The organism is Pseudomonas sp. Irchel 3F3 (assembly GCF_900187545.1).
GTDB lineage: Bacteria > Pseudomonadota > Gammaproteobacteria > Pseudomonadales > Pseudomonadaceae > Aquipseudomonas > Aquipseudomonas fortuita.
Genome location: NZ_FYDS01000011.1, coordinates 101066 through 114213 on the forward strand (window position 1 = coordinate 101066; position 13148 = coordinate 114213).

Sequence of the window (13148 nt, forward strand, 5' to 3'; positions counted from 1 at the left end):
CATGGGCTTTGTACGTAGCGCATGGGCGTTGGCACTGGGTCTGGCCGTCAGTTCGTTTGCCCTGGCGGCCGACGAGGCCCAGGTCAAGCGCGGTGAATACCTGGCACGCGCGGCCGACTGCATGGCCTGCCATACTGCCGAAGGCGGCGCGCCGTATGCTGGCGGGCTGCCGATTCATTCGCCGTTTGGCACCATTTACGGCAGCAACATCACCCCGGACAAGCAATACGGCATCGGCAATTACAGCGCCGACGAGTTCTTCGCCGCAGTCACCGAGGGCAAGCGCAAGGACGGCGCCAATCTGTATCCGGCGATGCCTTACACCTCGTACCACCTGATCAAGCGTGAAGATTCGGACGCGATCCTCGCCTACCTGATGACCATCCCGCCGATCAACCGCCCGGCACCGCAGACCGCGTTGCGCTTCCCGTTCAATGTGCGGATGGGCCTGAGTGGCTGGAACATGCTGTATGGCAAGAGCGTGCAGTTGCAGCCAACCGAAGGCAAAAGCCCGGCCTGGCAGCGTGGCCAGTACATGGTCGAGGTCATGGGCCATTGCGGCGAATGCCATACCCCGCGCAATCCCATCGGCGCGCTGCAGCAGGACCAGCGCCTGACCGGTGGCTTGCTTGGCGGCTACCTGGCGCCGAGCCTGCTGGCCCAGGACCTGGCCGAACGCGGCTGGACCCAGCCAGACCTGACCACCTTCCTCAAGCACGGCATCAGTGCCCAGGGCAGCATGTTCAACGAGATGTTCCCGGTGGTGCACCACAGCACCCAACACCTGGAAGACGCAGACCTGGCGGCCATGGCCACTTACCTGCTGGGCGACCAGCCACCGCCGGCCAAGGCCATCCAGGCAGTTGCCCTGGAGCAGATGAGCGACAGCGCCAAGCGCGGCCACCAGCAGTACCTGAACGTCTGCGCCGGCTGCCATGGTGTCGACGGCGAGGGCAAGCCGCACATCGCCGTGGCCATGCAGGGCAACACCGTGCTGCGCCAGGGTGACTCGCGCAACCTGGTCAAGGTCATCCTCGAAGGTATTCGTGAACAGCAGTTCACCGGCTTTGAACGCATGCAGCCAATGCCAGGCTTTGCCGACAAGCTGGATGACCAGCAGGTGACGGATATGGTCAACTACCTGCGCCAGGCGTGGGGTGGACTGCCCGGTGACCTGAAGGTACAGCAGCTCGCCGAGCTGAAGGCGGAGTAAACGTGCAACATCTCGATCTACAGGTGATTCGTCAGGCCTTGCAGTGGTCGTGCAACGGGCAACGTGTGTGGTTGTGCACGGTGCTGGCCACCTATGGCTCGGCGCCGCGTGCGCCGGGCTCGCTGCTGGCTGTCAATGCCAGTGGCCAGTGGCTGGGGTCGCTGTCCGGTGGCTGTGTCGAAGACGACTTTCTCGAACGCGTGGCCCTGGGTGAATTCCCGGAGCCGGTTGCCATCGTGCGTTACGGCGATGGCAGCGACCCGCGTTCGAGTGTCCGCTTGCCGTGTGGCGGTGTGCTTGAAGTGCTGGTGGAGAACCTGCCGGCCGAGTGCGAGGTGCAGGCGCACCTGCGTGAGATGGAAAGCGCGCTACAGGGCCAGCGCCGGGTGCTGCGTGAAGTGAGCTTGCCCGAAGGTACCCGCCATCTGGCCGATGACCCTTCCCAGGGACCACGCGTCGAGCGGGAAGCAGCCTGTGTTCGCTTGCGTGTCGGCGCGGCCCAGCGCCTGCTGCTGGCCGGCTATTCCAGCGTGGCGCATTTTTGTGCCGAGTTCGGCAAAGGCATGGGGTTTGAAGTCATCCTTTGCGAGCCGCGGGACGAAGTGCTGGATGGCGTGCGGCTGGACGGCGTTGAAGTGCGCCGCGAGTTGCCTTCGGAGTTTATCCACCATGGCGGTTGCCATGCCGACACGGCGGTGGTGGCTTTGACCCACGACCCGAAGATCGACGACCTGGCGATGCTTGAAGCGGTGCGTACCGAGGCTTTCTACATTGGCGTGATGGGCTCCCGGGTGACCTCCGACAAGCGCCGTGAGCGCTTGCAGCGCATCGGCGGCCTGGGTGAAGTGGAATTGGGCCGCATCCATGCCCCGATCGGCCTCAACCTGGGCAGCAAGACCCCGGCCGAGATCGCACTGGCGGTGTTGGCCGATATCCTGCGGGTGCGCAACGGCATTGCGCGGGTGGCGCTGTGAGCGTGGTGGCCCTGGTGCTGGCGGCAGGGCGCGGTACGCGTTTCGGTTCCGACAAGCGCCGGGCCACCCTGGCCGATGGCCGCAGCTTGCTGGCGCATAGCGTGGAGCGAGCCCGGGCGGTGTTCGATGATGTGCGCGTGGTATTGCGCGCAGGTGAGCGGGCCGAGGATTTTGGCGTGCCCCCCGATTGCCAGGTAATCATCAGCCATCAAGCGGCCGCGGGCATGGGGCACAGCCTGGCGGCCGGCGCTCGGTCTTTGCTCGACAGCCATGCCCAGGCAGTGGCCATTTTGCTGGGTGACATGCCGTGGATCGAGTCGGCAACCTTGCGCCAACTGGCCGCAGCGGCCGCGGCTTCGACCATCGTGTTGCCACGCCATGCGGGGCAGCAGGGGCATCCGGTGATGTTCGGGCGTGATTTCTGGCCTGCGCTGGGGCAATTGTCCGGCGATGAAGGGGCGCGCTCGGTGGTGCAGGCCAATCGGGGCAGTTGTGTGGTGATCGAACTGGCAGATGCCGGGGTGTTGCTGGATGTCGATACGCCACAGGGGTTGATGTAGGGCCCTGGTGCTCACCACTGCACCCAAGACGAACACCCTGACCCACCCACAAAGGTCCATAATGCCCCCTTAATCCGCCCAAGGTGCAATGCCAGCCACACCACTCCGGGAGCCCCACCATGCACGTTCTGCTCTGCGAGGACGACGACCTGATCGCCGCCGGCATCTGCGCCGGCCTCACCGCCCAGGGCCTGACCGTGGACCGGGTGGGCAACGCCGCCGCTGCGCGGGCGATGTTGCAGGCCGCGCAGTTCGACGTGATGATCCTCGACCTCGGCCTGCCCGACGAAGACGGCCTCAAGCTGCTGCGCCGCCTGCGCCAGCAGGGTGTGGACCTGCCAGTGCTGGTACTCACGGCCCGCGATGCCGTCACCGACCGCGTCGATGGCCTGCAGGCCGGCGCCGATGACTACCTGCTCAAGCCGTTCGACCTGCGCGAGCTGGCCGCTCGCCTGCATACCCTGCTGCGGCGGGTGGCCGGGCGGGCGGTGAATGTGATCGAGCACGGGCCGTTGCGCTATGACCCGAGCAGCTGCGAGGCGACCCTGGCCGGCCAATCGGTCGACCTGTCCCGCCGTGAGCAGGCCTTGCTCCAGGCGTTGCTGCAAAACCCCGGGCGGGTGCTGTCCAGTGAACAGCTTAAAGATTGCGTATACGGCTTCAGCGATGAAGTCGAAAGCAACGCCCTGAACGTGCATATCCACCACCTGCGGCGCAAGCTGGGCAACGGCATTGTCGAGACCGTGCGTGGCCTGGGTTATCGGCTGGGCCCTGCGCAGGCCCCGGAGGAGGCCGCCTCATGAGCCTGCGGGTACGCCTGAGCCTGATTCTGGGCAGCGCTTTCGTGATCATCTGGGCGCTGGCCGCGGCGTGGATGCTGCGTGACCTGCGCCAGCAGATGATGTTTTCCCTCGACCAGCGTCTGGTAGCCTCGGCGCGCATGGTCGCCGGCCTGATCGACCAGTTGCCGCAACCCCTGACTGCCAAGGGCGGGGAGGCGCACTTTTCCGCCGACCAGTTCAGTGTGCCGGACGGCATGGCCTGCCAGGTCAGTTCGCTGCGTGGCGAGATCCTTGCCAGCAACCATAAGCACGATGGCGCCATGGACGACGAGCGCAGTGGCTTCCGTGACCAGACCATCGACGATGCCCTGTGGCGCACCTTCACCTACAACCATGGTGATGTGCGCATCACCACTGCCGACCGGCACATGGAGCGCGAGGCGCTGAACCAGTCGATCCTGCTGGCCGCTTCGGCGCCCGTGCTGATGGCCCTGCTCGGCAGCCTGGGGCTGTTGTGGATTGGCCTGGGCAAGGGCCTGGAGCCGCTCAACCGCATGCGCGACGCGTTGCGCCGTAGGCGCGCGGACAGTGTCGAACCCTTGCAGGTGGCGGGCATGCCCAGCGAGTTGCAGCCCTTGCTGGAAACCCAGAACCAGCTGTTCCTGCGTATAGCCCAGACCCTCGAGCGCGAGCGGCGCCTGACCGACGATGCGGCCCATGAATTGCGCAGCCCGCTGACCGCCATCAAGACCCACCTGCAGGTGGCACGCATGACCGATGGCGCGGTGCGCGAGCAGGCGCTGGAGCATGCCGAGCAGGGCACCGACCGCATGCACCGCACGCTGGAGCAGTTGCTGATGCTGGCGCGGGTGGAAGGCAGCCTGTCGTTCGAGGATGGGGTGCAGTGCAGCGCCGAGCAGGTGGCCCGCCAGGCGGTGCAGGATGCCGGTGGGGGTGACAACCGCCGCATCGTGCTGCGTCTGCCTGAAGAAGCCACGCAAATCTACCTGGGCATGCCCGCACCGTTGGCGGTGGCCGCGCTGCGCAACCTGCTGGACAACGCATTGCGCCATGGCGGCGATGAGGCGGTGGAGCTGGAGGTGCAGATGGCCGACGGCCAGGTGGGCTTCATGGTGCGCGACCACGGGCCAGGGATTGCCGAAGGCGACCTTGAGCACCTGACCGAGCGCTTCTGGCGCAATGGGCAGAGTGGCGGCTGCGGGTTGGGGTTGGCGATTGTCCAGGCGATCGTGCAGCGGTGTGCGGGTAGCCTGCGCTTTGACAGCCGTAGCGATGGGTTGCGGGTGCTCTTGCAAGTACCGGCGCGATCCGGGCATTGATGTTTATCGGCTGGGCGGGCCTCTTCGCGGGTGAACCCGCTCCCACAGGTACTGCACAGGCTTCAAGAGCGGTGCGATTCCTGTGGGAGCGGGTTCACCCGCGAAGAGGCCGGTGCAGGCAAAGTAAAATCCAGTAACAACCGCTAAATCCTCCCGGCACTCAAGCGTTTTTCAAGCGATAACTGCCCATTCGCTTGCTTGCGAGGATTTACCCATGTCCACCGCTTCCAGCCTTGCCCAGGTTGCACCGGTCAGCGCGTCGCAACCTTTGTACGAGTTTACCGAATCCCCCCTGCTGCAACGCCAGCAACAGCAGGAGTCCAATGCCCGCAGCTACCCGCGGCGTATTCCGCTGGCGCTCAAGCGCGCCCGTGGCATCTATGTGGAGGATGTTGAAGGCCGCCAGTTCATCGACTGCCTGGCGGGCGCCGGCACGCTTGCGTTGGGCCACAACCACCCGGTGGTGGTCGAGGCGATCCAGCGTGTGCTGGCCGATGAGCTGCCCTTGCATACCCTGGACCTGACCACGCCGGTGAAGGACCGCTTCGTCCAGGACCTGTTCGGCATTCTGCCCGAGGCGCTGCGCCGCGAGGCCAAGGTACAGTTCTGCGGCCCGACCGGCACTGATGCCGTGGAGGCGGCGCTCAAGCTGGTGCGCACGGCCACCGGCCGGAGCACTGTGCTGGCCTTCCATGGCGCCTACCACGGCATGAGCCAGGGCGCGTTGAACCTGATGGGCAGCAACGGGCCGAAGCAGCCGCTGGGCGCCTTGCTCGGCAACGGCGTGCAGTTCATGCCGTACCCCTACGACTACCGCTGCCCCTTCGGCCTGGGCGGTGAAGCAGGGGTCAGGGCCAACCTGCATTACCTGGAAAACCTGCTGCTCGACCCGGAAAGCGGCGTGCCTCTGCCGGCGGCAGTGATCCTTGAGGTGGTGCAGGGCGAGGGTGGTGTGATCCCGGCCGATATCGAATGGCTCAAAGGGGTCCGCCGTATTACCGAGCAGGCCGGCGTTGCGCTGATCATCGACGAGATCCAGAGCGGCTTTGCCCGCACCGGGCGCATGTTCGCCTTCGAACATGCCGGCATCGTGCCGGACGTGGTCACCTTGTCCAAGGCCATTGGCGGCAGCCTGCCGCTGGCGGTGGTGGTGTACCGCGACTGGCTGGATACCTGGAAGCCGGGTGCGCATGCCGGTACCTTCCGTGGCAACCAGATGGCCATGGCCGCGGGGTCGGCGGTCATCAACTACCTGGTCGAGCATCGCCTGGCCGAGCATGCCGAGGCCATGGGGCAGCGTTTGCGCCAGCACCTGCTGCAGTTGCAGCGCGATTATCCGCAACTGGGTGATGTTCGCGGGCGTGGCTTGATGCTGGGGGTCGAGTTGGTGGACCCGCAGGGCAGAACGGATGCCTTGGGTCATCCGCTGGCCAACCGCGAGCTGGCGGCCAAGGTGCAGCGTGAGTGCCTGAAGCGCGGGCTGATCCTGGAACTGGGCGGGCGGCATGGCGCAGTGGTGCGCTTCCTGCCGCCACTGATCATCAGCGCCGAGCAGGTTGATGAAGTGGCGCAGCGTTTTGCCGAGGCGCTTGTGGGAGCGGGCTTGCCCCGCGAAGCAGGCAACGCTGTGCATGGCACCGGCTGCGCCGGGGTTCGTGGGACAAGCCCGCTCTCATAGAACAACGTATTGATTTGGCGTCAACTTGTGGGAGCGGGCTTGCCCCGCGAACACCGGCAAAGCCGGTGCCATACACAGCGTTGCCTGCTTCGCGGGACAAGCCCGCTCCCACACCAGGCACTGTTCTCCGCGTGACAGCGCAGCCTATAGGGGATGAGTGGCCTCCCACAAAGTCACCGCTAAATCAGTCAATCAAAGTGTGTTCCATGAGAGATCACCCAGCCCTTCCGGGCTGCGCTGTCGCGCAGCAAACAGGATGCGCATGACGCCAGCTGTGCACCGGCGTTAATCCGTGTCGGCACAGCTTGCTGTGACCACGTATAGAAGAGTGAACACTTCACCGCCATTGACCCCGCGCACCTGTTTGATAGAAGCTGCCTTGCCGGCGAAAGGCGCAAAGCGCCCCCGCTCTCATAGAACAACGTATTGATTTGGCGTCAACTTGTGGGAGCGGGCTTGCCCCGCGAACACCGGCAAAGCCGGTGCCATACACAGCGTTGCCTGCTTCGCGGGACAAGCCCGCTCCCACACCAGGCACTGTTCTCTGCGTGACAGCGCAGCCTATAGGGGATGAGTGGCCTCCCACAAAGTCACCGCTAAATCAGTCAATCAAAGTGTGTTCCATGAGAGATCACCCAGCCCTTCCGGGCTGCGCTGTCGCGCAGCAAACAGGATGCGCATGACGCCAGCTGTGCACCGGCGTTGATCCCTGTCGGCACAGCTTGCTGTGCCCACCTACAGAAGACTGAACACTTCGTCGCCATTGACCCCGCGCACCTGTGTGATAGAGGCTGCCTTGCCGGCGAAAGGCGCAAAGCGCCCCCGGCTAGTTCCAGTCAATCAAAGGTCCGCCCGGCCCGCCAATAGCCCATCAAGGTCAGGCACTCGCGCGGCAGCCCGCGCTCCTTGATCAGGTAGCGGCGAATATCCATGACGGTCGCCGATTCCCCTGCCACCCAGGCATGAAACGCACTGTTGGCGCTACTGGCCTGCTCCCACAGTATCCGTGTATCGATATCCACCTCTTCCAGCTTCACTCGCGGTGCGGCTTGCCCCTGCGGCAGGCTGGCCAGTTCGCGCACGGCATGCTGCATGGCCTGGCCATGCTCGCAATTGAGCAACTCGCGGGGCAACCAGTGAAGGTCGGTGGCGCTGCCATGGTGCAAAGGCAGGCAGTCAGCCTCCAGCGGTACCTCGATGAATGCCTGCACCGCCAATCCGAGCTGGTCGTCGGCCAGTTGCTCAAGAATGCCGGCAATTGCCGGCAGCGCGGTTTCGTCACCGACCAACAGTATGTGGCGCACACCCTGTGGCGGTTTCCATTCATAGCCACCGGTGTCGCCCTCATAGGCCAGGTTGGGCGCCACCATCTGCAAGCTGTCACCCACCTGCGCGTGGGTAGCCCAGGCCGAAGCGGGGCCGTTGACGCCATGCAGCACGAAATCGATATCCACTTCCAGCGCCTCGCGGCGCAGGGCGCGGATGGTGTAGGTGCGCATGGGCGGGCGCTGGTCTGCCGGCAAGGCGCTGTGGGCAGCCTTCCAGTGCCGCTCGTTGCTCAGGTTTGGCCGTGAGCCGTCGGGCGCGGGAAACAGCAGCTTGACCCGCTGGTCCGGCGCCAATGTGGTCATTTCGGCAACATCCGGGCCGCTGAACACCAGGCGGGTCAGCGAAGGGCTGAGCGCGATCCGCCGCTTCAGTTGCACATCGAAAATCCGGTAGCTGGGCTGTTTGCCGGGCAGCGCTTGAGTGACCCGCTTGCGCAGGGTGTTGGCCAGGGTGGAGAGCATCGCGAGGGCCGCCTTCTGGAGAATGGGTATGACGTTCAGACGAGTCGCCCACCCGGCGATTTAATCGGGCAGCCCGGGCGGTCGTCGGTGGCCGGGGCTTTGGCTAAATCAGCTCGCGGTTGTTTCGTCTTTGAGGGATGACTGGGCCCTGTGGTCCCGCTTCCTATCGCTAAGGACGCATCGCATGAATGCCGAAAACTCGTTGAAACTCGCTCGCCGCTTTATCGAACTGCCGCCGGAAAAACGCCGTTTGTTCCTGGCTGGGCTACAGGCAGAGGGCGTCGACTTTTCCGTGTTTCCGATCCCTGCCGATGTCGCCTGCGATGACCGCGACGGGTTGTCCTACGCCCAGCGACGCATGTCGTTTCTCTGGCAGCTGGACCCGCAGGGCGCGGCCTACAACCTGCCCATGGCCGTGCGCCTGAAGGGCGAGCTCGACCGCGCAGCCCTGCAGCAGGCGTTCGATCGCCTGGTCGCGCGCCACGAGAGCCTGCGTACGCGCCTGCGCACCCAGGGCGAGCACCTGTACCAGGAAGTTGTCGCCGCACAGGCCGTCGCCATCGTCGAGCATGATCTCACCGCCCTGGCGGTGGCGCAGCGCGAGGCCCGTGTCGCGGCTCTGGCTGAAGCCGAAGCGCAGGCACCTTTCAACCTGCTGCAGGGGCCACTGCTGCGCGTGACCCTGCTGCAACTGGCCACCGACGAGCACGTGCTGCTGCTCACCCTGCACCACATCGTTGCCGACGGCTGGTCGCTGAACGTGCTGATCGACGAGTTCGTGCGCTTGTACGATGCGGCCTGTCAGCGCAGCGAAGCGACCCTGCCGGCTCTGCCCATCCAGTACCGAGACTACGCGCTGTGGCAACGCAGCTGGCTGGAAGCCGGTGAGCAGGAGCGTCAGCTGAACTACTGGCGCGACAAGCTGGGCGATGATCATGCCGTACTGGAACTGCCGTTCGACCATCCACGTGTCGGGGCACCGAGCCACCGCGGTGCGCGGCGTGAGTTGCAGGTCGATCCGGCGCTTGCCGGGCGCCTCAGGGCGCTGGCCAGTGCCCAGGGCGTCACCCTGTTCATGGTGCTTCTGGCGTCGTTCAAGCTGCTGCTGCAACGCTACAGTGGCCAGCGCGCAATCCGCGTCGGCGTTCCGGTCGCCAACCGTCACCGTACAGAAGTCGAGGGCTTGATCGGCTGCTTCATCAACACCCAGGTGCTGCATACCGATATCGACCCGCTCATGAGCGTGGGCCAGCTGCTCAGCCGGGTCAAGGACACCGCCCTGGGAGCCCAGGCGCACCAGGACCTGCCGTTCGAGCGCCTGGTCGAGGCGCTTGAACTCGATCGCAGCAGCGCGCAAAGCCCGTTGTTCCAGGTGTTGTTCAACCATCAGGCGGCTATCGCCGACGCCGGTCAGGTCCGCCTGGGTAACGGGCTGACGCTGGAAAAAGTCGCCTTGGACAAGCACAGCGCTCGCTTCGACCTTGCCCTCGACACCTACGAAAGCGCCGGGCGTCTGCATGCTGTGTTCACCTATGCGCTGGATGTCTTCGAAGAAGCCACCATCATTGGTTTCGGCGAGGATTGGCTGCGACTGCTCGACGGGCTGAGCCAACCGTCCGCCACCCCGGTTGGCGAGCTGCCCTTGGCGACTCAGGCGTCGCACGGGGAGCAGCAGCAAGCTGCCGGAACGCCAGAGCCTGAGTTGTGCATCCATCACCTGATTGAAACGGCCGCCAGCCACAACCTGCAGGGCCTGGCAGCGAGCGGCGACGCCGGTCGGCTAAGCTATGCCACCTTGCAGGCACGCTCGGATGCCCTGGCTCAGGTACTGCTGGCGCGTGGCATACAGGTGGACCAGCGGGTCGGTGTGGTGGCCGACCGGTCCTGCGAAATGCTCATCGCCATGCTGGCCGTGCTCAAGGCTGGGGCGGCCTACCTGCCGCTGGACCCTGAGCAGCCCCAGTCGCGCATCGACTTCATGCTTGCCGATAGCGCGGTCAGCTGGGTACTTGGCCGAGCCGGGCAGATCAGCCTGCCGCAAGGCGTTGCGGCAATCGACGTGGAAGGTGACTACCCCTCGGTTTCGGCGCCCAAGGTGGCGGTGGGTGCAGACAACCTTGCCTATGTCATCTACACCTCCGGCACCACTGGCAAGCCCAAGGGCGTCGCGGTCAGCCATGGCGCCTTGGTCAACTATGTGCGCGGCGTGAGTCAACGCCTGCCAATGGACGAGATCGGTAGCCTGGCGATGGTCACCACGCCGGCGGCCGACCTTGGCCACACCATGCTGTTCGGTGCGCTGTGCTACGGCAAGACCCTGCACATGCTGCCCAAGGAGACGGTGCTCGATGCCGAGGTCTTCGCCGCCTACCTGCAGACGCATGCCATCGATGCACTGAAGATCGTCCCCTCGCACTTGCAGGCCATGCTCGCTGCGGGTGCCCAGGCTTTGCCGCGGCGTTGCCTGGTGGTTGGGGGTGAAGCCTGTAGCCCAGCACTTCTGAGCCGGATCAAGGCATTGGCGCCCGGCCTCGACGTGATCAACCACTACGGCCCCACCGAAACCACGGTCGGTGTGCTTACTCATGCCCTGCAGGAGCGGCCGCTGCTCGGCCAACCCCTGCAAAACCTGCGCGCCCATGCGCTGGACAGTTGCCTTAACCCCGTGCCCGGCAAGGCCAGGGGGGAGCTCTATATCGCCGGTGCAGGGCTTGCTCGTGGTTACCTGGGCCAGGCGGCGCTCACGGCCGAGCGCTTCGTGCCCGACCCCAGTGGCTGCAAGGGTGCGAGGATGTACCGTACCGGCGACTGGGTACGCCTGAACGCTGACGGCGAACGGGTTTTCGCCGGACGTATCGATGGCCAGGTGAAAATCCGCGGCTATCGCGTCGAGCTGGCCGAGATCGATACCTGCCTGCGGCAGTTGCCGGGCATCGAAAGCGCCGTTGTGCGAGTCGTTGGCGAAGACGCCGATCGGCAGCTGGCCGCCTACCTGGTCCCGCAGCACTGGGCTGCACAGGACGAAGCCCGTCAAGCCGTGGTCGACAGTATTCGGGCAGCGCTGAAGCGGGCCTTGCCCGAGCATCTGGTACCGCATTACCTGATGCTGCTGGAGCGTCTGCCAGTGACCCTCAACGGCAAGGTCGACGTCAGGGCGCTGCCTGAACCGGTCGCTGTCACAGCCGTTTACCGGGCGCCCGAAACACCCCTGCAAATGCAGGTCGCGGCCATCTGGGCCGACGTGCTGCAACAGACCCAGGTCGGCCTCGACGACAATTTCTTCGCCTTGGGTGGGCATTCGTTGCTGGCTACCCAGGTGGTCTCGCGGATCAGGCAGCAACTGCGCCTGGACGTGGCTTTGCGGGTGCTGTTCGACACTGCCGACCTGTCCAGTTTTGCCGAGGCTTTGCAAGGCCTGGAGCAGGTCGCCGGGGGCGATATCCAGGTCCTGGACCGGGCGCTGCCGCTGCAGGTTTCGCATGCTCAGTATCGCCAGTGGATGTTCTGGAAGCTGCACCCGCAAAGCACCGCCTACAACACCCCCCTGGCCATACGCTTGCACGGCGAGGTGGACCGGGCCGCCATGCAGGCCGCGTTCGATGCACTGGTCATGCGCCATGAATCCCTGCGCACGGTCTTCGAGGAGCATGACGGCATTCCCCGCCAGCGCATACTGCCCGCAGCGTCGGCAATCATTGAATTCCATGACCTCAGTTCGGCGGATGGCCGGGCGCTGCAGCAGCGCATACAGGAAGAAGCGCTCACGCCCTTTGACCTCGAGCAGGGTCCGCTGATCCGGGTCAAGGTGTTCCAGGGCGGGCCGCAGGAGCAGGTGCTGACCGTGCTGTTGCACCACATTGTCTCGGACGGCTGGTCCATGAGCGTCATGGTCCGCGAGCTGGCGGGCGTCTACAACGCCCACACCACCGGGCAGCCGCTTGAACGCCAGGCGCTGGCGGTGCAATACGCCGATTACGCCGCCTGGCAGCGTGAACGCCTGGCCTCGGGGGAGCTGCAGGCCCAGCTGGCATTCTGGAAAGCCACGCTGGCAGACGATTTTGCAGTACTCGAGCTACCCGCCGACCGTATTCGGCCTCAGGCCCAAAGCTATCGTGGCGGGCGCGTGGATGTGCTGCTGCCTGCCGCGCTCACGGCCGATCTGCAACGTTTGGCGGTTGCCGCCAATGCCACGCTGTTCCATGTGTTCCTGGCTTCGTTCGCACTGCTGCTGTCGCGCTACAGCGGGCGCGAAACGCTCAACATCGGCATCCCGGTGACCAACCGCAATCGCCTTGAGCTGGAAGGGCTGATCGGTTTCTTCGTCAACACGCTGGTCGCGCGCGTGGCGGTCGACCCGTTGCAGTCTTTCAGCCACTTGTTGCTGGCGGTCAAAGAGACCACCCTGCAGGCCCAGGCGAACAAGGACATCCCCTTCGATGTACTGGTGGAAGCGCTCAAGCCCGAGCGGGGGTTGGGCCACAACCCGCTGTTCCAGGTCATGTACAACCACCTGAGCAATCTTGGCGAGCGGGTCTCCGGCGACAGCGTGCAAGGGCTGAGCGTCGAGGAGGTCGAGCTGGTCGAGCACACCACGCAGTTCGATCTGTCGCTGGACACCCTCGAACGCAGCGATGGCGTGATCGCCTCCTTCGGCTATGCATCGGACCTGTTCGACGTCGAGCGTATCGAGCGCCTGGCATCGGTCTGGGTCAACCTGCTGGGTGCACTGGCCAGTGAGGCGGCATTGCCGGTCGCCGAGCTGCCTCTGCTCACAGCCGCACAGCACAAGCTGGCGGCCCAGGCCGTCGACC

At 65.1% G+C, this 13148-nt stretch carries 6 protein-coding genes and 2 pseudogenes; 7 read left to right on the top strand and 1 reads right to left on the bottom strand.

Annotated elements, in window-relative coordinates; translation table 11 throughout:
* Position 1 precedes the first annotated feature (1 nt).
* From CKW35_RS22760 to CKW35_RS22785, 6 genes and pseudogenes are all read left to right on the top strand, one after another.
* Positions 2-1213, top strand: coding sequence for a cytochrome c (locus CKW35_RS22760; RefSeq protein WP_016488318.1), 1212 nt, complete (start codon positions 2-4; stop codon positions 1211-1213).
* Positions 1214-1215: 2 nt separating this feature from the next.
* Positions 1216-2187: an XdhC family protein gene (locus tag CKW35_RS22765; protein ID WP_016488317.1), complete on the top strand. Its 972-nt coding sequence runs from the start codon at positions 1216-1218 to the stop codon at positions 2185-2187.
* Entirely contained in the window at positions 2184-2747 is a 564-nt protein-coding gene (locus CKW35_RS22770) for an NTP transferase domain-containing protein (protein WP_023047084.1), read from the top strand. Before CKW35_RS22765 ends, CKW35_RS22770 begins: the two co-directional genes overlap by 4 nt.
* Positions 2748-2866: 119 nt before the next feature.
* Positions 2867-3550: a response regulator transcription factor gene (locus tag CKW35_RS22775; RefSeq protein ID WP_016488315.1), complete on the top strand. Its 684-nt coding sequence runs from the start codon at positions 2867-2869 to the stop codon at positions 3548-3550.
* Complete coding sequence (locus CKW35_RS22780) at positions 3547-4869, top strand: ATP-binding protein (RefSeq protein WP_016488314.1); 1323 nt, start codon at positions 3547-3549, stop codon at positions 4867-4869. The genes CKW35_RS22775 and CKW35_RS22780 overlap by 4 nt, the downstream gene beginning before the upstream one ends.
* A 214-nt stretch (positions 4870-5083) precedes the next feature.
* Positions 5084-6475: pseudogene (locus CKW35_RS22785) on the top strand (aspartate aminotransferase family protein); the annotation flags it as partial.
* Between the two features lie 908 nt (positions 6476-7383).
* On the opposite strand, the gene CKW35_RS22790 reads toward CKW35_RS22785, so the two are convergent.
* Positions 7384-8337 carry a siderophore-interacting protein gene (locus CKW35_RS22790; RefSeq protein ID WP_095116945.1) on the bottom strand — a complete coding sequence of 318 codons (954 nt, stop codon included), beginning with the start codon at positions 8335-8337 and terminating at the stop codon, positions 7384-7386.
* 358 nt (positions 8338-8695) lie between these two features.
* Here CKW35_RS22790 and CKW35_RS28940 point away from each other — a divergent pair.
* Positions 8696-13063: pseudogene (locus tag CKW35_RS28940) on the top strand (amino acid adenylation domain-containing protein); the annotation flags it as partial.
* Between the last annotated feature and the right edge of the window lie 85 nt (positions 13064-13148).

Bases quoted from the DNA above. Each gene is read 5' to 3' on its own strand.
- CKW35_RS22760 (WP_016488318.1), top strand. From the start codon at position 2: ATGGGCTTTGTACGTAGCGCATGGGCGTTGGCACTGGGTCTGGCCGTC.
- CKW35_RS22775 (WP_016488315.1), top strand. From the start codon at position 2,867: ATGCACGTTCTGCTCTGCGAGGACGACGACCTGATCGCCGCCGGCATC.
- CKW35_RS22780 (WP_016488314.1), top strand. From the start codon at position 3,547: ATGAGCCTGCGGGTACGCCTGAGCCTGATTCTGGGCAGCGCTTTCGTG.
- CKW35_RS22790 (WP_095116945.1), bottom strand. From the start codon at position 8,337: ATGCTCTCCACCCTGGCCAACACCCTGCGCAAGCGGGTCACTCAAGCG.